Source organism: Pseudoxanthomonas sp. SGT-18 (assembly GCF_003931645.1).
Taxonomy (GTDB): Bacteria; Pseudomonadota; Gammaproteobacteria; order Xanthomonadales; family Xanthomonadaceae; genus Pseudoxanthomonas.
The window spans coordinates 72,108-90,322 of record NZ_RRYJ01000008.1; the positions used below are offsets into that span (position 1 = coordinate 72,108).

An 18,215-nucleotide genomic window follows, 5' to 3' on the forward strand; every position below is an offset into this window, starting at 1 on the left:
TCCCGCTCCCCACCGGTCCCCGCCATGCCTGCCGTTCCCGCTTCCTACGCCGCTTCCGTCCGCCTCTCCGTCGCCCCGATGATGGACTGGACCGACCGCTAGACCCAATGAGGGCTCCGGCCGATCTGGTACTCCAATGGTGCACCCCGGCCCTCCCTTGGCGTTGCTCCCCCGTTACCTACGGGTTATGGACAGCCGTTAAGGTTGCTTATAATGTGCGGTTAATTTAGTCGGGGTCTGGGGGACAGGCTGGAATGGAGCGCCTGAGAGCGGAGTCCATCGTTGATGGGTTCTTAAACAACTGCAACATGGATTTGGGCCGAGCGCTGGCCGCGGATGTGCTCTCTATTGTCGGTCCCATGGCCCCGCCTTGGGACGACGTCGTGCGGCTCGCGATCGAGGAGCTGGCCGAGGCGCGGGACGATGATCCTGCCGCCGGCGCTGAGAAGCTGGCTGTCGTCCTCGAAACGACTGGCGGCTACATCGAGACGGTTGAGCGCATGGTTCGTGCGATGCGCCAGCACTACCAGGAAGTGATCTTCATCATTCCGAACTTCGCCTATAGCGCGGGTACGGTTCTCGCGCTATCCGGCGATGACATCTACATGGACTACCACTCGGTGCTGGGGCCGATCGACCCCCAGTACGGGGCTTCGAACGGCGAGTATGTGCCCGGAATGGGCTACCTGGCCAAGTACAAGGAGCTGGTGCAGACCATCAATGCAGCGCCTGATGCTGGCCACGTTCGGGCGGAGATCTCGTATCTCATTGAGAAGTTCGATCCGGCCAAGCTCTTTCACATCGAACAAGCGATCGAGCATTCAAAGTCGCTTCTGCGGGAGTGGCTGCCCCGCTACAAGTTCAAGAATTGGCATGCCAGGTCGACTTCCGGCGCGGCTGTCTCTGACGCCGACAAGCAGACCAGGGCCAACGAGATTGCCGAGGTCCTGGGTGACGCCCAGCGCTGGCATTCGCACGGTCGCGGCATCACGTGTGATGACCTTGGAAGTGAAGAGATCAAGCTAAAAATTAACAATTACGGAACGGACGCCGAACTCAAAAGGTCCATCCGCAACTATCACAACCTTTTGGTTGACTATATGGGCAAGCGAAGTTGGCCCGCAGCCATCCACACGAAGTTGGGCCTGCGGTCCTCATGATCAGGGTGACAATATGAATAGGTTGAACCAGCACGAAGAAACGCTCAGCAACATCCGTCGTATGGCTGATGGGCTAGGGGATCTTGGTCGTGAGCTGGAAGTGTCGGCCGAGGTTCGCAGCGTCGCTCGCGAGCTCAATCGGCAGGATCAAGCAGGAACCTATCGGCTGCCCTATACCAGCCGCCCTGACTTCATCGGTGATCGCTGGAACATGTAAGGCGACCCGGCGCAGCAGTAAGAAAGGGGCCTTCGGGCCCCTTTCTTGTTCCTCAGTTGTCGCGACGACCGCTCCATTGAGCCGCCATGGAGACCTAGCGTCGAAGCGTCTGCTCTGCGCGGCGCTGCCGCTAGGCTATCCCGCCGCTTCCCGTGCGCGTTGGCCATCCCACCACGCAGCGACGTCACGCGTGTCGTAAACGTCACCAGTTCGCGGAGGAAGAAGGCCCGCACTGTGCTTGTTCGCCATGGTCTTCATGGCCGCGTGCGGAAAGAACGCCTCGCGCAGCTGCTCGATCGTCATCGTGGGGCCGTACTTGCCGAAGAGCAGCCAGAAGGTGGAGTAGTCGTGGGCGGCGCTCATGCTGCCTTCCTGAACTTGTTGCGGAGCCATGCGGTCGCGCGGGCGATCGCGTCGTCGTCGATACAGGCGCGGAGCTTCCAGTGGTTCACCACCTGTTCGAGTTCGGCCATCAGGCGGATCTCCGGGATCAGGTCGTCCGTGTCGCCCGATTGCGTGGCGCGCGAGGAATCGTTGGGAGGCGGGGCGGCCGCCTGGGGGCCATCCTGCTGCTGTCCCGGCTCCTTCACGTCCGCCGGCTCGACGGGCGATGCGTGGGGCGGTGACGCGCTCACCGTCGAGCACATACTTACCTTCGCCTTGGCGCCGAGCCGGTAGCGGACCCAGCGGGTATGCCCCATGGCTTCGATCATCCCCGTGTCGCGCAGCTGCCGGATGGCCTCCTTCCAGTTTTCGGGGCGGCGCGGGTTGATCGCCTCGCGCAGCACTCCGGAGGGCGTCCAGCCGGTCCGCGAGGCCAAGGCCTTGAGGATCTGATTGCCGACCATGGTGGCGGTCTCCTTGGGCGGCTCCTGCTTGGCCGCCACTGGGCCAAGGGCCGGCGCAGGGGGCGTGCCCAGCGGCATCCCGGTGAGAGGAGGGCGAGGGACGCTCATGCCTGGGTCGCCTTCTTCTTGGCCGTCTTCTTCGCGCCCTTGGCGCCCGCCTTCCTGATCGGCGCGATCTTCTTCTTCGCGGCGGCCTTCGTGGCCTTCTTCGGCGCCTTGTCCTTCACCGGCTTGGCGGGCTTCGCAGGCTTCTCTGCCTTGGCGGCGTCGGCCGTGGCCTTCTTGCCGTAGTCCGGGCCGCGCAGCGGCTTGGGCAGCCAGCCGGTGCCGGCCAGCAGCTTGGCGGCGGTGGCCACGCGGTCGGCCTTCTTGAGGCCCCTCAGCTGCGCGGCAGCCTCCTTCCCGCGCGCCTCGGTCACGGCCTCGGCGACCAGGTCGGCATGGATGCGGCCGAGGAAGTCGTCGGTGGTCGGATTCCAGTGGTCGGCCATGTTGTAGCAGGTGACGGCGTGGATCGCCGCCACGCCCTCATGCCCAGTCTCGCTGCCGGTGGTGCCGTTGAAGTGGGCGACCACGAGGGCAGCCTGCAGTTCAAGACGCCACGCATCGGTCTGCTGCAGCAGGAACTGCAGCGTGCCCTTCTTCGGCACCTGGTCAATGATCTGCAGGCGTGCGGCGATCGCAGCGCGCAGCGCCTCGTGGATCTCGGCGCTGCCGTCCTGCAGGTGGTTGACTCCCGCAAGGCTGAGCGAGAGGCCGTTGTTGCCGAAGCGGTCCAGGCAGTGCGAGTTCAGCATCTGCTCCAGCAGCACGCAGTGGGCAAGCGTGGGGTCTTTGGCAAGCTGCGCCGCTGCGGCCGCGCTGCGGTGCACGGAGAGGGTGCGGCGCACGGCCTCGGACAGATCGGGCTTGCGGGTCCGTGCATCGGCGGCGCTGGGCGCCTGCAGGTCGCCCTTGATCTTGCCGGACTTCGCTACGCTCTGGCCCGGCCGCAGCCGGCCGTCGCAGATCTCCAGCGTCCCGCCATGACCCACGGTGAGCAGGACGCCGGCGACGGCCTTGATGGAGGCCGGCCACACGGCCCTGGCGCTATCCTCGATCTCGTCGCGCTCGATCGTGAGGTTGTCGTACTCGGCGTCGAGGTCTTCGCGCTCGCCAGCGGACAACGTGCTGTCGTCGATGGCATCGATCTCGCGGAGTCGCGCGTCGATCGCCTCGATGCGTTCCGCGTGCGCCGGGTCGGAGTACTCCCGGTCATCCGGCTGCGGAAGCTGCGGGTATTGGGCCTTGACGTCGTATGAGAGGTCGAGCACGGGTTCCGCCCACGACCAGCCAGCGGCCCTCAGCTTCTCGGCTTCCGCCTCCAGCTTGTCCATCGCCAGCTTGTCCACCAGCGCCGGGTCGGCGAGCCATGCCTGCGTGCTGAAGAGGTCCTGGACCACTTCACCGCCTGCCGCGCGGTACGCCTCGATGCCAACGAAGCGTGCGAGCCGCGAGTTGCTGGGCACCTTCTCGCGCATGATGAACTCGCGCAGGCTGCGGGCGTCGCGGTCCCAGGAATCGCGGGCGGAGTACCACGCCTGGCGCTGCAGCTCGTGGTTGTCGGTCGTCGCCAGCGCCTGCAGCTGTTCCAGGTTCATCTCGTCGTCGCGGTACATCTGCAGGAACTCGGGGCGCACCCGGGCCAGGCGCAGGCGCTGGCGGACGAAGATCTCGGTGACGCCGAAGCGCGCGGCCACCTCGGTGATGGAGCGGCCCGCGTCGACGAGCGCCTTGAATGCTTCGAACTGGTCGGCCGGGTGCATGGCCTCGCGGATGGTGTTCTCGGCAAGGCTGGCTTCGCCGGCGACGTCGGCCGGCACCACCTGGCAGGGCACGGCCGCAAGGGCTTCCGGCAGCCGGCCTTCCTGGTCGAGCAGCTGCAGGGCGCGGAGGCGGCGACCGCCGGCCTCGACCTCGTACAGGCCGTCGTTGGCCGCGGTCACGACGAGGTTCTGGAGCAGGCCCTCGGCCGCGATGCTGGCGGCGAGTTCGTCGATCGCCTGGCCACCGGTCTTGCGGGCGTTGCGGGGTGAGATGCGCAGCTGCGCCAGCGGGATGTGCTGGATGTTGGCCATGGGTGGGCTACTCCGTGTCGGTCTGGTTGACGGGGGAGAAAACCCCGGCTTCGGCGGCAGCCTCGGCGTAGGGCATCACGCGCAGGCCGGCGAGCTCGGCGCGTCCGCGCAGGTCGACGCTGGTGAGCAGCAGGGTGTCGGTGGCGATGCCGGGCGGCAGGTCGAACGGATCCTGATCGTCGAGGATGCGGGCCAGGCCGAAGTGGCGGGCGATGGCCACGGCGTTGAGGGTTTTGCCGCAGCCGGTGGGGCCGTGGACGATGATGGACTCGTGCATGGTGGCTGGTTCCTGGGCGGCCGGGGTGCCGGCGGCGTTGTAGAGGCGGATCCGCATGAGCAGGTCCGCGGGGCAGTGGTGGTCTGGCAGGTCGTGCAGTGCGCGCTCGGCCTCACGCAGGAGGGCGTCGGCGCGCCGGAGGCGGCGTTGCAGCTGGCAATCTGGCCGGGGTGGCCGGGCCGTCATGCGTGGGCGGCGCTCCGTCGTCGGCGCGCGGCGGCGCGCTGGCGGTCGGCTTCGGTGAAACGAACCTGGGCCTCGCGGTAGCCGGGCTGCGGCGCAGCCTCGGCGCCGAAGGCCGGTAGCACCTCGATGCGCTTGCCGCGCTTGCGCTGGAACGCCTCGATGTCGGCGGCCAGGCGCTGCCGCTCGGCCTCCTTGGCGGCGATGCAGGTGGCGTGGATGGAAACGGTGGTGGGTCGGTCAGCCATGGCTTTGTTCCGCATTCGATGCGGCCTTAATGAAAGTGATCCAGTGAGTGTTCCCGCGCCGGCCAGACGGGTGACCGAACAAGGGCTTTTCTGGCGTCAGGGCCAGCACCTCGCGCGTGGCCACCTGCACCTCCGACCACTTGAAGATCAGCACGCCGTGGGGCCGCAGGACCCGGAAGCACTCGGCGAAACCTGCGCGCAAGTCATCACGCCAGTCGGCGCCGAGCTTCCCGTACTTCGCCGCCAGCCAGGACCGAGGGCCTGCATGCACCAGATGCGGCGGATCGAATACGACCAGCGGGAACGTCGCATCGGCGAACGGGAGCCGGCGGAAATCCATGCGGACCTGCGGGTTGATTTCCAAGGCCCGCACGCCCGACGCATTGCCTCGCGAGCGGTCGGTTACCACAAGCGCCTCGTGCCGGCGGTCGCCGAACAGGCAACGCTGGTCCTGCGGGTTGAACCACATCATCCGGCCGCCGCAGCATGGGTCGAGGACCAGGGCCTCAGTCATTGGGCTGCTCCAGCTCGTTGCAGTACTGCGCCTTGCTGTCCTCGCGGCAGCGGACGAGCGTCAGGCAGTACTCGTCGGACACGCGGGTGTTGCCGGCCTGCAGCGCGAACTCGCCGTTGCGCCAGGCGGCGTCAAGGGTGATGTCGTGCAGCTCCATCAGCCGGTAGATGCGCGCGCCGATGTCGCCGCTGAAATCCGGCGTGACGGTGCGGCGGGTGCGGTGCGACTCGATCAGCACCTCGTAGCCGTCGGCGGTCTGCACGTACACCTGGCCGCGCTTGCCCTTCCACACGACCCACAGCGTGGCGCCGCGCTTCAACAGCAGGGCGTCCAGGTCGTTGAGGAAGTCGCGGGCGAAGAGCGCCGCGGCAGCGCGCTCGATCAGCGCGTGCTTGCCACTCGGGCGCGGCGGGCGGCCGTTCGCGCGCCGGGCGTAGTGGCGCGCGCGGGCCGCGGCGAGCTGGGCCTGCAGGCTCATGCGATCGCCCTCCCGTGCACGTGGTACAGCAGGTCCAGAAGCTCGCGGGGCGCGTTCTGCATGCGGCGCAGCGCGGCCTCGGCCTGGTCCACGATGCCGCGCAGGCGGCTATCGTCGCCATCGCCGGTGCCCAGGCCGCTGGGCAGCACGCCGCGGGCGGCCGCCAGCTCGGCCACCTCGCCTGCGGACAGCTCGCTGACGATCTCGTCGATGTTGACGTCGACGTAGGTGTCGACGGGGATGCTGATGCGGCGGCGCACGCTCATGCCACACCCGCCTTCGCCTTCTCCGCGGCGATCAGCTGCTCCGCCTCGGCGATGCCGCGGGCGTTGAGCGCGACGGTGGTCGGGAATGCCGGGTCGTCCAGCGTCACCAGGCCGGCTTTGTCGAGGCGGTTGACGGTGCGGCGGGTGAACGCCTGGTACTGCACCGGGCCGCTCGTGCGGATGGTGCCGCTGATGGCGATGTAGCCGCCGGGGCCGCGCTTGAGGGTGCGGGTGGGCGTTCCGTACGCGGCCAGCAGGGCGGCGCGCATCATGGGTTGGAGGTGCATGCGGGTTGCTCCAGTCAGGCCGCCAGCGCCGCGGCAGCGAACTGCTCGCGGGCACGGCGGAGTTGGGACAGGGGGATGCGGTAGGCGCCGCTCGGGTCGGTCCAGCGGGATTCGGCGATGGCACGGCTGGGGTGCGGCACGGTGGCCACCTGGCAGCGGCAGCACTCGATGTGCCACGTGGGCACCACCGGCGCGCCGAGGTGGTGGCGCAAGGGCGCGCCTTGCGTGCGCACCAGGTGCGGGTGGTGGCCGGCCTCAGCGCAGCTGGGGATGGACGGCGGTAGCGGCTGGGCGACCTGGTACATCAGGCCACCTCCGGTCGGTAGATGGCCGACTCGCTGACCAGGTCGGCGTTGCCGCGCAGGATGCCGTCGTTGGCCGCCGCGGACTGGTGGACCAGCTCGGCCTCGTTCATGGCGCGGATCGCCACCACGCAGTCGCCCATCTCGTCGATGCAGGCCTGCTTGATGTCGTGCCACATGGCCGCCTCGATCGGCAGGCCGGCGAGGTCGGCGATCCGCTGCCGGCGCCAAGCCAGTTCGTGTGCTTTCTGCGCCGCGGCCGCCCGCTCGAGGGGCGTGGCTTCGAGCTCGCTCATCGGGTTGCCTCGGTGGTGATGCGCACGCCTTGCTGGTCGAGCCACAGCAGGGCCCGGCGGAGGTAGGTGCGGTGGTGGAAAGGGAAGGACTGGTCGCCCACCAGCAGCTGGTTGCCTCGGGTGCGCACGCCGGTGCGGCGGGCGGCGATGCCGATCTCCAGCGGGGCGCCTGCCTCCGGCTTCGGGTAGAGGCCGGCCCAGACGACGTGCCGCTGGGCCTGCAGGCACAGCACGGCGTCGCCGCGGCCGGTGGGGATATGGGTCAGGGCCAGGCTCACCAGCGGGCCCTCCGGCGCGGACGCGGGAGGTCGCGTGAGCCGCGGACCAGGGCGATGGCGGCCAGCACCAGCACCACGTAGCCGGCGGCCAGGCATGCGTGCAGGTAGCTCATGGCGCCTCCGGAGCGGCCGCCTGGCGAGCGCTGGCGACGTATTCGCTGGCGGCGCGGCGCACCGTGGCGTCCAGCGACTCGCCGCGCACGCGGGCGATGACCACCAGCGCGTCGTACAGATCGGTCGGCAGGCGGACGCGCACGCGCGTCTTGAGGCGGCGGGAGCGGGTGGATTCGGTCACGCCGCACCGCCCGCCCAGCCGCTGGCCGGGTAGTCACGCAGGGAGCTGTTCGCCAGCGCCACGGCAGCGCCGCTGGAGCGGCCGGCCTGCATTTCGGCCAGCAGGATCTGCAGCGCCTGGCGGCGCCGCTGGGGCGTGGCGCCCAGCTGGCGGGCGCGCTGGCGCACGGCGTCCAGGCCCGCGTGGAACCGGCGCACGTCCGAGGGGAGGTGGACGACGGTGCTCACCGGCGGTCCTCCACAGCGGCGTCGTTGGACCGCAGCCAGTCGCACACGCGGCTGGCGATGCCCACCGACAGGTTGACGGAGGCGTCGCCGAACAGCAGGCAGTCGTCCTCCATGCGCAGCACGGGAGCGCCGGGTCGACCCATGGCGACCACGGTGCGGTCAGCCGCGCGCAGGTAGGCAAAGGCGCCCCAGGGCGAAGTCGACACCATCAACTCCAGGCCATTGGGCATCTGGAATCGGGTGCTGGCGAACCGCCCGCCCTGGCGCGCCTCCTGGCTGAGCGCCGCGGCATCGGCCTCGCGAGCGGCGCTGTGGCGCTTCAGGCGCACAGCGCGGCGCTTCAGGCAGCGGTGGTTCTCGCCGCCGCTGTGTTGGCGCAGGGCCTCGGCGTGGGTGTGGTCGGCGCGGCTGCTGGCGTGCAGGCAGCGAGTGGCCGCATGCGGCAGGGGTTCGTGCTCGAGGGGCTGGTGGCCGCTGGTGTCGAACATGGCGCTCTCCTGGTGGAAGGAGGGCGCCGGCGGGTCACGCTGGCCTGGGGAGGGGCCGTCAACCGGTCAGGGGATGGACCGGCGGCGACCCGCCGGTCGCCCGCCAGCCGGGGGAGTGGCTGGCGGAGGAACCTTAAGCGGCCTTAAGCGAGGAAGTCAAGCGCCCTTAAGTTTGGACCCCGGAGGGCGGCTTGGATACGCTTTCCGCTGGTCGGGGCACGGGGGAGGACGCTATGCGGATGGCACTGGTGGCGGCGCTGGTATGCGCTCTAGCGGGTTGCGTAACGATGGAAGGGGGCGCCGCCTTCGACGCGGGGGCCGCCGCGCGCTTCGAGCCAGGTGTGGCCACGCGCGCGCAGGTGGAAGCTGCGCTGGGCCCGGCCGCCAGCATCACCCAGGCTGCAGATGGCTCCACGGTCCTGGCCTACTCGCACATCGTGAGCAAGGCGAACGGCTTCACGGGAAAGGCAGCTGCCCAGGGGCACAGCGCGGTGTTCGTGTTCGACCGCGCTGGCGTGCTCGTCAGGAAAAACATCAGTAGCCCTACCGCGACGACGCGGTAAGCCCGCTCAGCGGGCGGCAGGCATGTCGGGCGGGTCGCAGCCGTCCTGGACGCAGTTCTCCAGCATGACCATGCGGCTATGGAGTGCGTCGAGCTGCTCATCGCTCAGGCAGCGGATGCTGGCTGCCCCGAAGCGATCCAGTTGGTGCTGGAGGTCTTGGATCCACCCGTAGGTGCAGGCGATGCGGTTGATGTTGCGGACCTTGCGCGCGTAGTCGCTGTCCTCTACGGGGGGCAGCGGGTCGTTGGCCGCGTAGTGCTGATAGCGGCGCCATGCATCCACTTCCAGGTCACTCGGAGGCGCTTGCATGGCCACGGATTCCTGGATGATCTGGCGCAGCCGGGTGACCCGCGCCTGCAGGTCGACATCGTGCATTCAACTCCCCCTTGCGGCTAGGCCGCAGCTGACACGACGAAGCGCAGCACCTTCGCCTTCGGCAGTCCCTCCTGCAGGAGCTCCATCGCCAGCATCGCCAGTTCGGCCCGCTTGGAGGGTGGCAACGTGCGGCCGCGCTCGCGGAGTGCGTCGTCTGCCTCGGTTGCCAGCTGAATCGCCAGCGTGAGGGTCTCGCGTTTCAATTCCTGCGACCCGTACTCGGCGCCCGGCTCGTGAACCTTTGCCGCGTTTGGCGCTTCGCCAGTCAGGAGGTACTGGGGGTCGATCTCCAGCGCGTTGGCGATGTTGAACAACTGCATGGCCTTCACGTGGGCCAGCTGCACGTTGTCGTTGAGCCAATTGCTGATCGTGGCCTCGGTGGTCTTGGCCCGGCGGGCCAGTTCGGCCGCGTGCATCGACCGTTCGGCCATCCGGTGCGCCAAGCGCTGCCCGAGAGTCGTGGGGGCGGGGGTGGGGTGGGGCATAGCCATAAGGCAGCTTAAGTTTTGCGGCCTCACGCGGGCTTGACTCCGGCCTTAAGCGTTCTTAAGCTCCGGGGCCCATGACCCAGATCACGAAGCGCCAACTCCGGGAGGCCCTTGGTCCCAAGACCAGGGACGTGACCATTGCGTCGTTCTTCGGCATCACGCAGGCGGCGGTGTCCCAGTGGGGGGAGGACGACCCGATCCCCGAAATGCGGGCGCTGCAGGCCATCCAGAAGCGGCCGGACCTCTTCGGGCCGAATGCCCGAGCCGCCGCGAACGCGCCAGCCCACGGGGAGGACTCCCATGCCGCATAAGCCCATGTCACTGCACGCCCGTATCGGTGCTGGCCGCAGCCTTCACGTTCAGCAGGGCGATCGCCGCGTCATACACCTGCGGACTGCGGCATACGAAGAACACCAGGTCTTTGTCGTCGGCCGCCTGCAGCGCCTTGCGCACGCGCAGGGGTGCGGCGGCAACCGTGGCGATCTCGACCAGGCGCAGGGTGCCAAGGGATTCCTGATTGGCGTAGTCGGCGAGGGCGTAGAGCGTCGCCCGGCCCGTCTCTGTCAGCCGCGCGTCTCCGCGCTCCACCCGGCCGACACCGCAGGCCGTGAACAGGTGCCGATGGTCGAACACCGTATCGAGGATCAGGAAGACATGCCCGTCATCGTTGGGCGGCATGTGGACCATGAAGCTCTGGATCATTGGATTCCCCTTTCTGCGTTGGTGGTGTGCGAGGGCCCGGTGACTGCGCGGCACCTGGCTGCATCGACGAGCGTACCGCCGGGCTCGATCGCGCTGGAGGTGGTGTCCCATGCCGCATGACCGCCGCTCATTCCGCACTATGTCCGATCTGCAGGCCGACCTCGCGCAGTGCGAGGCCGACCTATTGGCTCTGCAGGCGGTTCGGGCGCGATGCCCGCTGCTTAAAGCGCGCCTTTCGGAACAGTCCAGCCTTGCAGCTCTTCGTGCAGGGCAAACCGCAGATCGTCGTGCGACATGTCGCGCAACTGCGAGGGGGTCCAGTGATGCTTCTGCATGAGGTAGTAGTGGATGGCCGGCAGCCCGTCCAGGTCCTTCCACTTGTGCTTCTTGGCGAGGCCGTCGCCAAAGATTTCCAGCGCGACGTTCAACGCGCCCTGGGCCTGGTGATACCTCTGGCGAATCTGGTTCATCTCGTTGCTCATGGCGGCCTCCGGTGCGGGTGGTGGTGTGGAAACCCCATCGTACCGGCAGCCCGCCACCCTGCGCATGGAGTGGCGGCATGACGCGCAGCTCACTCCGCACGGTCGTTCCCCTCGATTCGTCGCTGGGCAACAGCGAGGTCGCCGTCCTGCTGGAGGCGCCGCTTCTGGAAGGCGAGGAAGTCGAAGACCTGGTGCTGACCAGCGACCAGTGGGCCGCGCTTCTCGCCGCCCGCCGCCGCACCGGCCGGCCGCTGCACTTCGTGGAGGTCCCAGCCTGATGGATCTGCAGCGCACGTTCCCCAGTGGCGTCCTGGCGCTTTCGTATCAGCCCGCGGTGGCTGCATCAGTGCGACTGGTGCTGGCCAAGGCCCTCCTTCAGGAGGAACTCCCGCAGGCTGGTCGCGTCGGTCGCGGTCATGGTGAAGGCCAGCCAGCCGATGCCCTCGTTGCGGAGCCAGAACCGGAGGCCGCCGTTGGCTAGCTTCCGGATGGCGAACTTCGTCTCGTCCTGCACCAGGATGTCCCGCGGGTGCATTTCCGTCGGCGGGCTCAACGGCACCGCCGGCCCCGTCGCGGCGCGGGCCTGTGCCAGCTGCCCGATGATCTCTTCCAGCTCGGTGGCGGAGAACTCGCCCTCGAGGCTGATGCGCACTTTCCCCTGTTCCATGCCGGTCCCCGGTAGTGGTGGTGTGGTCGCACGCCCATCCTACCGGCAGGCCGGCGCCCAGCGGGCCGAAGAAGATGGCGGCGACCTCCTCGGTGCCGCGGCGCACGTCGACCCGGCGCAGGACGCCGAGGGCAGGGCGGGGTGTGGTCGTTTCCATGTGCCGAGCGTGCACGCCGTCCGCGCGCAGCACCACGTTCGCGGAGGTGCCCGGTGAACGTTGCCGACGCGGTTCGTGCCGTGGTGCGCGACTACCCCGGCGGGGCGGAGGCGCTCGCCGTGCGCCTGGGCATGCCGGGTGCGGTCCTGCGCAGCAAGATCAACACCCGGTGCACCACGCACCACCTGCGCCTCGACGAGGCGGTGGCCATCTCCGAGCTCACCGGCGATCCCCGGATCCTGCGCGCCTTCGCTGCAGAGACGGGGCGCATCGTGCTCGACGCACCTTGCGAGGCGGATGGGGAGCCTAGCGACATGGCGGTGCTGGAGCTCGTAGCCGCCGTGTGGGCGGGCCACGGCGAGTTGGGCGGCGTGATCCATCGTGCCCTGGCCGACGGCGTTCTCACCGCAGTCGAGTACGAGCTCATCAAGGAAGCCACGGCCAACGCGCAGACCCGGCTCGCTTCGCTGCTGCGGCGCCTGGCTGGGATGGTCGAGCCGGTGCAGCCCGGGGTGGAGGCTTGATCCGCCATGCCCAGGGACACGCGCTGGATGTATCCACGCCCGCGTCCCACCCCGGCCGCGCTACGGGCAATGGCTGCCATCGCCGAGGCGCTCGATTCGCCGCCGGCCAATCGGTCGTCGGAAGACATGCTCGCCGAGCTCGAGGCGCGGCGACTCCAGGACGAAGCGCGGCGCTCCGCGCAGGGTGTGTTCCGATTCGAGGGCACAGGCTGACCATGCAATTCGGGCAGGGGAATCCCCGCACCCCTGGGGTAGAGGGATGTGGGTCGACGGCGGCGGCAGGGGGCGTTTCAGTAACCCTGCGTCGTCGCGGGGCGTGGCCCCACCGGGCATGGGTCCTCCCTGGGCAGGGCGGCATGCGGGTAGCACGGCCGCAATCCCCGGGTAGTCAGTGGGCCGCGGGGTTACTGAAATGATGGCATCCAACTACGACGACGTCCTGCGTCAGCTGCTCGATGCCGGCCTGATCATCCCGCCGGGCGAGGGCCTGCGCGTCGGCACCCCGAAGCCTGTGCGCGTTCGCGTCCAGGACGGCGGCCGCGAGAAGCGCGGGTGGTACCTGCTGAAAGAGTGGAGCCCGAACGTCGACCGGCTGCTGATCGTCGGCAGCTACGGCATCTGGCGCGGCAACGACAACGGCGCGCAGAAGATCGCGCTGCCGAAGGACGACACCGGCCGCATCACGGACGAGCAGCGGGCGGCGATGAAGCGCGTTTGGCAAGAGGCGAACCGCCTTGCCGAGCAGCAGCGCCGCGCCGAGGCGGATGCCGCGGCGGCGCACGCGGCGCGCGTGTGGGATCGGCTGCAGCGCGACGGCGACTCGCCGTACCTTGCCGCCAAGGGCGTGGGCGCCTACGACGTGCGCTTCACGGAGCACGGCACCGCGGTCGTCCCGCTGACCGACACCGCCGGCAAGATCCACGGCCTGCAGTTCCTGCGCACGCCCGCCCAGGCGAAGCAGGGCAAGCGGCCGGTGAAGGAGTTCTGGCCGGCCGGCCTGGCCAAGAAGGGGCACTTCCACCTGTTGGGCCACCAGCCGCACTGGATCGTCCTGGTCGCGGAGGGCTACGCCACCGCGGCCAGCCTGCACGCGGCCACCGGCTACCCCGTGGCGTGTGCCTTCGACGCTGGCAACCTGGCGCCGGTGGCCGAGGCCCTGCGCAAGCGGTTCAAGCGCGCGAAGATCCTGATCTGCGCCGACGACGACACGCTGGGCAAGTGCAAGCGCCCGGAGTGCCGTGCGCGCATCGTCCTGCCGCTGCACCCGAAGGATTGCCCGGAGTGCGGCCACCCGCACGGCTACCGCAACAGCGGTGTCGAAGGCGCCAGTGCCGCGGCGATCGCCGTTGGCGGCGAGTGGATCCTGCCGCGGTTCTCCGCGGAGGACGACCGCCAGGCGCGGTGGCTCGAGGACGGCCGCAAGCTCACCGACTTCAACGACCTCCACGCCGTGGAGGGCCTGGCCGCCGTGGGCGCCCAGGTCACCGCCCGCCTCTCGGAGCTCCATTGGGCGGCACCGGCCCTGCGCGCCGTTTCCTCCTCCACATCAGGGGGGCGGGGCGCGCCGCTGCGGCCGCTGCAAAGCGTCGACGAACTGCTGAAGCGCTACGCGCTCGTGTACGGCGGCAATGGCGCCGTGTTCGATCGGCAGGAACACTGCCTGCTGCCGCTGGGCGACGTGCGCAACGCCTGCATCCGGCAGGACGTGCACAAGGCCTGGATGGAGCATCCGGACCGGGTGCTGGTGCGACAGTCGGAGGTCGGTTTTGACCCGGCCGGCGAGGATCCCAACATCACCTGCAACCTGTGGGGCGGCTGGCCGTCGGAGCCGAAGTCCGGCAAGTGCGATCGCATCCTCGGCCTGCTGGAGTACATGTGCAGCGGCGAGAAGAACAGCCGCGAGCTCTACACCTGGATCCTGAAGTGGTGCGCGTACCCGATCCAGCACCCGGGCGCCAAGATGAAGACGACCGTGGTCGTCCACGGTGGCCAAGGCCTCGGCAAGAACCTGTTCTTCGAAGCCGTCATGGCCATCTACGGACCGTACGGCCGGATCCTCGACCAGGACGCGCTGGTCGACAAGCACAACGACTGGGCCAGCCGCAAGCTGTTCCTGATCGCCGACGAGGTGGTGGCCAGCGCGCATCGCTTCGAACACAAGAACAAGCTCAAGACGCTGATCACCGGCACGATGATCCGCATCAACCCGAAGCACATCGCCGCGTACGACGAGGCCAACCACTGCAACCTGGTCTTCCTGTCGAACGAATCGATGCCGGTGGTGCTCGAGGAAGACGACCGCCGGCACTGCGTGCTGTGGATGGCCCAGCCCAAGCCCGAGGAGTACTACAAGGCCGTGGCGCAGGAAATGCGCGAGGGCGGCATCGCCGCGCTGCATGACTACCTGCTGCACCTGGACCTCGGCGACTTCAACCCGCACACCAAGCCACCGGCGTCGGAGGCAAAGCGCGACCTGACCGCGCTGGCCCAGGACAGCCCGGTGGACTTCATCGATGCGCTGGTCGAGGGCGACCTGGCGCCGCTGCGCAACCAGCCGGGCCTGACCATGGACTGGTTCCGCGTCTACCAGCACTGGTGCGTGAAGACTGGCGTGAAGCCGGCCTCCATGAAGCGCTTCGTCGACACGATCAAGCGCCGGCGCTCGATCGCCGCGTCCCGTGAGCGCTACCGGTGGATGGCCAGCATCGCCAACCCGGCCTCGGTGCTCCTGTTCGGCTTCCAGCCGCCGGAGGGCCAGTCCATGTCGACCTGGCTGGGCGAAAGCATCGAGAAGATGAAGGAGGCGATGTACGCCTACCTCAACGGCGCGCAACCCGGCGCCAACGAGGACTTCGGGGGTGATCCATGACCCGGTGTGCGGGATGTGCGGCATCGTGGGCGGGATCGTGTGCGGGCACGAAGCCTTGTGCCGCAAGGCTTGTGCGGGATGTGCGGGGTTATCGCGCGCCCGCGTGCGTGCGAGGGAACGGCCCTGCACCCGTGAGCGCGCCCGCGCGCGCACACGTGGACACACCCCGCACATGCCGCACATCCCGCACAGACGCAGGCGCGGCGCGGGTTTCCGCGTGCCGCATCCCGCACACGACCCCGCACGCGATCCCGCACAGCGCCGCTTCGCGTGCGCGCGCGCCCATCTTCAGTTCAAGCCATCGGAAAAAAGGGGAGGGGAAGGTCTCGCATGGTTGAGCCGCAGCCCGCACCGGAGACCCTGGGCCTGCGCGAGTTCGCGGACCTCCTGGGGGTATCTCCCTCCTACGTCACCCAGCTCAAGCGCGAGGGCCGCCTGGTGCTGACGGAGGACGGCAAGCGCGTCCGGGTCGCCGAGTCGCAGCGCCTGATCGCCGACACCCGCAGCCCGACCAAGGCCGGCGTCGCTGCGCGCCACGCGGCCGCGCGCGGCGCCACCTTGCCCGGAGGCGGCGAGGAGGGCGAGGATAGCGAAGGCGGTGCGGGCACCGCGTCCGGTGCCCGCTCGGCGATCGAGGAAGCGCTCTCCACTCGCCGTGCCCGCGCCCAGGCCGAGCGCGAGGAGGCGCTGGCCCGCAAGGCCCTGCGCGACGAGCAGATCGAGCTCGGGCAGCTGGTCCCGGCCGACCAGGTGGCCGAGGTCGTGGCCGATGCCACTACTGCCCTGCGCACGGCCCTGGAGAATCTCCCCGCCACGATCGCGCCGCAGTTGGCCGCCGAGCCGGACGAGGACCGGGTGCGCGTCATGCTGTCGGACGCCCTCGAGCACATGCTGGAGGACCTAGCCCGCCGCTTCGCCTCCATCGGGAGGCCCAAAGCATGAGCGTCGCCACGTCGATTGCCGCCGGCTACGCCGACGCCCGCACCATCGTCGCCCAGGCGATCGCCCGCGCGATCGCGCCGCGCAAGCCCATGCGGGTTAGCGAGTGGGCCGAGCGCTACCGCGTGCTCTCGCAGAAGGGCAGCTCCACGCCCGGCCGCTGGCGCAACGACCGCAACCCGCTGCAGGTCGAGCCGATGGACTGCTTCTCCGCGCGCAGCCCGGTGCACGACGTGGTGTGCCTGTTCCCCATCCAGTTCGGCAAGTCGGAGCTGGAGTCGAACATCCTCGGCTACAGCATGTGCGAGAACCCCGGCCCGATCATGGTCGCGCTGCCGGGCGAGGTCTCGCTCAACAAGTGGGTGGACCAGAAGCTCAATCCGATGATCGAAGAGACACCCGCCATCCAGCGGGTGCTCACCAGCGTGGCCAGCCGCGAGTCGAGCAACCGCCGCTTCTTCAAGGACTTCCTGGGCGGGCAGCTGTACATCGAGCATGCCGGCAATCCCACGCGCCTGAAGTCCACCTCGGTGCGGATCCTGCTGGTCGACGAGTTCTCCTCCTTCGCCAACCAGCTGCGCGGTGGCGATGACCCGGACGCAATGCTGGACGGTCGCACGTCGGCATTCCCCACCACCTACAAGCGCCTGAAGGTCGGCACCCCCGACACCATCGGCACATGTCGCCTGTCGATGCTGTGGGACAAGTCCGACCAGCGGTACTGGTACGTGCCGTGTCCGCACTGCGGCCACGAGCAGCCGCTGGAGTGGTCCGGCCTGCAGTGGACGCCCGACGCCACGCACTGCTGGTACTGCTGCCGCGAGTGCGGCGGCGTGATCGAGGAACACCAGAAGCCGCAGATGATCGCCGCCGGCCGCTGGGTGGCCACGCACCCGGAGCGCAAGGTCCGCGGATACCGTGCGAACTGCCTGTACTACCCGCTGGGCCTCGGCCCGCGCTGGCTGGATCTGGTGCACATGTGGCTCGACGCCCAGTCGGATCCGGCCAAGCTCAAGACCTTCGTCAACGACCGCCTGGCCGAGGCGTGGGAAGACCCGGCCATGCGCGCGGTCAAGCACAACCTGGTGGCGGACCGTGCTGAGCCCGTGCCGCTGCGCCCGGTGCCGAACTGGGTGCTGGCCGTCACCGCCGGAATCGACACCCAGGACAACCGCCTGGCGGTGCACATCCTTGGCTGGGGCCGCGGCATGGTGTGCTGGCCGATCGACTACGTGGAGCTCCCCGGCGACCCGGCCAACGACGAGGTGTGGGCGGCGCTGGTGGACCTGCTGAGCCGCCCGATCGAGCGCGCCGACGGTGCGGTGCTGCGCGTGGAGGCCAGCGCCCAGGACATGCTCGGCCACCGCACCGAGGCGGTGAAGGCCTTCGTTCGCTCGCGCCGGCTGCGCCGCCACGTGGCCATCTTCGGCGCCACCGCGAACAACGCGCCGCCGCTGGGCAAACCGCGCCTGCACGACATCAACTGGCGCGGCCAGCTGGACAAGCGGGGCGTGCACGCCTACCCGGTGGGCACCGTGGCCATCAAGCACATGCTCTACGGCTGGCTGTCTTCCGATGCCGACAAGGAACTGGAGGACCGCCGCCTGCGCTTCTCCAACCAGCTGGACGACAGCTACTTCGGCGGCCTCACCAGCGAGACCTACAACCCCACCCGCAACCGCTTCGAGAAGCGCCGCAACGCCCCGCGCAACGAACCGCTGGACACCTGGGTCTACGCCTACGCGGCCGCGCTGCACCCCGAGCTGCGCCTCCACCGCTGGACCCACGCCCAGTGGGACGCCCGGGCCGCGCAGCTGCTGGCCCAGATCGACCGGCGGCCTCTGGATTCCCGTGAAACACGGCCCGATCCGCCCACGCCGGTTCCCGCGCGCCCGGCGCACCTGGATTCCCGTGGAACACACCACCGCCCGCGCCGCCGCGGCGCGGTCATCGACCCGACCTGACGGA

30 protein-coding genes are annotated in these 18,215 nt (G+C 69.1%); 10 read left to right on the forward strand and 20 right to left on the reverse strand.

Going from position 1 to position 18,215, the window contains the following annotated elements; all coding sequences use genetic code 11:
• Window positions 1-254: 254 nt before the first annotated feature.
• Both EIM47_RS11700 and EIM47_RS11705 read left to right on the forward strand, forming a co-directional pair.
• Complete coding sequence (locus EIM47_RS11700; RefSeq protein WP_019397235.1) at window positions 255-1,160, forward strand: hypothetical protein; 906 nt, start codon at window positions 255-257, stop codon at window positions 1,158-1,160.
• 22 nt (window positions 1,161-1,182) lie between these two features.
• Window positions 1,183-1,377, forward strand: coding sequence for a hypothetical protein (locus tag EIM47_RS11705; protein WP_125076988.1), 195 nt, complete (start codon window positions 1,183-1,185; stop codon window positions 1,375-1,377).
• A gap of 135 nt (window positions 1,378-1,512) precedes the next feature.
• Here EIM47_RS11705 and EIM47_RS11710 read toward each other — a convergent pair whose 3' ends face one another.
• The 15 genes from EIM47_RS11710 to EIM47_RS11780 form a co-directional block, all read right to left on the reverse strand.
• Complete coding sequence (locus tag EIM47_RS11710; protein ID WP_019397236.1) at window positions 1,513-1,740, reverse strand: hypothetical protein; 228 nt, start codon at window positions 1,738-1,740, stop codon at window positions 1,513-1,515.
• Window positions 1,737-2,264: a hypothetical protein gene (locus EIM47_RS11715; protein WP_164514599.1), complete on the reverse strand. Its 528-nt coding sequence runs from the start codon at window positions 2,262-2,264 to the stop codon at window positions 1,737-1,739. The genes EIM47_RS11710 and EIM47_RS11715 overlap by 4 nt, the downstream gene beginning before the upstream one ends.
• Window positions 2,265-2,329: 65 nt before the next feature.
• Window positions 2,330-4,342, reverse strand: a complete 2,013-nt coding sequence (locus tag EIM47_RS11720) for a ParB/RepB/Spo0J family partition protein (protein WP_125076990.1) — start codon at window positions 4,340-4,342, stop codon at window positions 2,330-2,332.
• Window positions 4,343-4,349: 7 nt separating this feature from the next.
• Complete coding sequence (locus EIM47_RS11725) at window positions 4,350-4,676, reverse strand: hypothetical protein (RefSeq protein WP_125076991.1); 327 nt, start codon at window positions 4,674-4,676, stop codon at window positions 4,350-4,352.
• Window positions 4,677-4,801: 125 nt separating this feature from the next.
• Window positions 4,802-5,050, reverse strand: coding sequence for a hypothetical protein (locus EIM47_RS11730; RefSeq protein ID WP_125076992.1), 249 nt, complete (start codon window positions 5,048-5,050; stop codon window positions 4,802-4,804).
• The gene (locus EIM47_RS11735; protein WP_125076993.1) at window positions 5,043-5,564 is read right to left on the reverse strand and encodes a class I SAM-dependent methyltransferase; all 522 of its coding nucleotides are present in this window, start codon (window positions 5,562-5,564) and stop codon (window positions 5,043-5,045) included. Before EIM47_RS11735 ends, EIM47_RS11730 begins: the two co-directional genes overlap by 8 nt.
• Window positions 5,557-6,042 carry a hypothetical protein gene (locus EIM47_RS11740; protein WP_125076994.1) on the reverse strand — a complete coding sequence of 162 codons (486 nt, stop codon included), beginning with the start codon at window positions 6,040-6,042 and terminating at the stop codon, window positions 5,557-5,559. Before EIM47_RS11740 ends, EIM47_RS11735 begins: the two co-directional genes overlap by 8 nt.
• The gene (locus EIM47_RS11745) at window positions 6,039-6,308 is read right to left on the reverse strand and encodes a hypothetical protein (RefSeq protein ID WP_125076995.1); all 270 of its coding nucleotides are present in this window, start codon (window positions 6,306-6,308) and stop codon (window positions 6,039-6,041) included. Before EIM47_RS11745 ends, EIM47_RS11740 begins: the two co-directional genes overlap by 4 nt.
• Window positions 6,305-6,595 carry a hypothetical protein gene (locus EIM47_RS11750; protein WP_164514600.1) on the reverse strand — a complete coding sequence of 97 codons (291 nt, stop codon included), beginning with the start codon at window positions 6,593-6,595 and terminating at the stop codon, window positions 6,305-6,307. Before EIM47_RS11750 ends, EIM47_RS11745 begins: the two co-directional genes overlap by 4 nt.
• Before the next feature lie 14 nt (window positions 6,596-6,609).
• Window positions 6,610-6,900: a hypothetical protein gene (locus EIM47_RS11755; RefSeq protein ID WP_125076996.1), complete on the reverse strand. Its 291-nt coding sequence runs from the start codon at window positions 6,898-6,900 to the stop codon at window positions 6,610-6,612.
• Window positions 6,900-7,193, reverse strand: a complete 294-nt coding sequence (locus EIM47_RS11760; protein WP_125076997.1) for a hypothetical protein — start codon at window positions 7,191-7,193, stop codon at window positions 6,900-6,902. Before EIM47_RS11760 ends, EIM47_RS11755 begins: the two co-directional genes overlap by 1 nt.
• Window positions 7,190-7,471 carry a hypothetical protein gene (locus tag EIM47_RS11765; protein ID WP_125076998.1) on the reverse strand — a complete coding sequence of 94 codons (282 nt, stop codon included), beginning with the start codon at window positions 7,469-7,471 and terminating at the stop codon, window positions 7,190-7,192. Before EIM47_RS11765 ends, EIM47_RS11760 begins: the two co-directional genes overlap by 4 nt.
• 109 nt (window positions 7,472-7,580) lie before the next feature.
• The gene (locus EIM47_RS11770) at window positions 7,581-7,766 is read right to left on the reverse strand and encodes a hypothetical protein (protein ID WP_125076999.1); all 186 of its coding nucleotides are present in this window, start codon (window positions 7,764-7,766) and stop codon (window positions 7,581-7,583) included.
• Entirely contained in the window at window positions 7,763-7,993 is a 231-nt protein-coding gene (locus tag EIM47_RS11775) for a hypothetical protein (protein ID WP_125077000.1), read from the reverse strand. Before EIM47_RS11775 ends, EIM47_RS11770 begins: the two co-directional genes overlap by 4 nt.
• A complete protein-coding gene (locus EIM47_RS11780) occupies window positions 7,990-8,481 on the reverse strand; it encodes a hypothetical protein (RefSeq protein WP_125077001.1) in 492 nt (163 codons plus the stop codon). Before EIM47_RS11780 ends, EIM47_RS11775 begins: the two co-directional genes overlap by 4 nt.
• Window positions 8,482-8,714: 233 nt before the next feature.
• On the opposite strand from EIM47_RS11780, the gene EIM47_RS11785 reads away from it, so the two are divergent.
• Window positions 8,715-9,044 (forward strand): hypothetical protein, encoded by a 330-nt coding sequence (locus tag EIM47_RS11785; protein ID WP_019397251.1) that lies wholly within the window; start codon window positions 8,715-8,717, stop codon window positions 9,042-9,044.
• A gap of 6 nt (window positions 9,045-9,050) precedes the next feature.
• Here EIM47_RS11785 and EIM47_RS11790 read toward each other — a convergent pair whose 3' ends face one another.
• Complete coding sequence (locus tag EIM47_RS11790; RefSeq protein ID WP_019397252.1) at window positions 9,051-9,419, reverse strand: hypothetical protein; 369 nt, start codon at window positions 9,417-9,419, stop codon at window positions 9,051-9,053.
• Window positions 9,420-9,436: 17 nt separating this feature from the next.
• A complete protein-coding gene (locus EIM47_RS11795; RefSeq protein WP_125077002.1) occupies window positions 9,437-9,910 on the reverse strand; it encodes a helix-turn-helix domain-containing protein in 474 nt (157 codons plus the stop codon).
• Window positions 9,911-9,981: 71 nt separating this feature from the next.
• Between EIM47_RS11795 and EIM47_RS11800 the strand changes: the two genes are divergently transcribed.
• Window positions 9,982-10,218, forward strand: coding sequence for a hypothetical protein (locus tag EIM47_RS11800; RefSeq protein WP_125077003.1), 237 nt, complete (start codon window positions 9,982-9,984; stop codon window positions 10,216-10,218).
• Between the two features lie 7 nt (window positions 10,219-10,225).
• Here the strand turns inward: EIM47_RS11800 and EIM47_RS11805 are convergent, their stop codons facing one another.
• Together EIM47_RS11805 and EIM47_RS11810 are read right to left on the reverse strand one after the other, a co-directional pair.
• A complete protein-coding gene (locus EIM47_RS11805) occupies window positions 10,226-10,609 on the reverse strand; it encodes a hypothetical protein (RefSeq protein ID WP_125077004.1) in 384 nt (127 codons plus the stop codon).
• A 221-nt stretch (window positions 10,610-10,830) separates the two neighbouring features.
• Window positions 10,831-11,091, reverse strand: a complete 261-nt coding sequence (locus tag EIM47_RS11810) for a hypothetical protein (protein ID WP_240626224.1) — start codon at window positions 11,089-11,091, stop codon at window positions 10,831-10,833.
• Window positions 11,092-11,168: 77 nt separating this feature from the next.
• Between EIM47_RS11810 and EIM47_RS11815 the strand changes: the two genes are divergently transcribed.
• The gene (locus EIM47_RS11815; RefSeq protein WP_125077005.1) at window positions 11,169-11,369 is read left to right on the forward strand and encodes a hypothetical protein; all 201 of its coding nucleotides are present in this window, start codon (window positions 11,169-11,171) and stop codon (window positions 11,367-11,369) included.
• 65 nt (window positions 11,370-11,434) lie between these two features.
• Here EIM47_RS11815 and EIM47_RS11820 read toward each other — a convergent pair whose 3' ends face one another.
• A complete protein-coding gene (locus tag EIM47_RS11820; protein WP_125077006.1) occupies window positions 11,435-11,743 on the reverse strand; it encodes a hypothetical protein in 309 nt (102 codons plus the stop codon).
• A 225-nt stretch (window positions 11,744-11,968) separates the two neighbouring features.
• On the opposite strand from EIM47_RS11820, the gene EIM47_RS11825 reads away from it, so the two are divergent.
• The 5 genes from EIM47_RS11825 to EIM47_RS11840 all read left to right on the forward strand — a co-directional run bounded on the left by EIM47_RS11825 (window position 11,969) and on the right by EIM47_RS11840 (window position 18,211).
• Window positions 11,969-12,439 (forward strand): phage regulatory CII family protein, encoded by a 471-nt coding sequence (locus tag EIM47_RS11825; protein WP_125077007.1) that lies wholly within the window; start codon window positions 11,969-11,971, stop codon window positions 12,437-12,439.
• Between the two features lie 69 nt (window positions 12,440-12,508).
• Window positions 12,509-12,652 (forward strand): hypothetical protein, encoded by a 144-nt coding sequence (locus EIM47_RS15690; protein WP_019397258.1) that lies wholly within the window; start codon window positions 12,509-12,511, stop codon window positions 12,650-12,652.
• Between the two features lie 202 nt (window positions 12,653-12,854).
• A complete protein-coding gene (locus EIM47_RS11830) occupies window positions 12,855-15,308 on the forward strand; it encodes a DUF5906 domain-containing protein (RefSeq protein ID WP_240626225.1) in 2,454 nt (817 codons plus the stop codon).
• Between the two features lie 330 nt (window positions 15,309-15,638).
• Entirely contained in the window at window positions 15,639-16,250 is a 612-nt protein-coding gene (locus tag EIM47_RS11835; protein ID WP_125077009.1) for a hypothetical protein, read from the forward strand.
• On the forward strand, window positions 16,247-18,211 hold the full coding sequence (locus EIM47_RS11840) for a phage terminase large subunit family protein (protein WP_125077010.1): 1,965 nt from the start codon (window positions 16,247-16,249) through the stop codon (window positions 18,209-18,211). Before EIM47_RS11835 ends, EIM47_RS11840 begins: the two co-directional genes overlap by 4 nt.
• Window positions 18,212-18,215 lie beyond the last annotated feature (4 nt).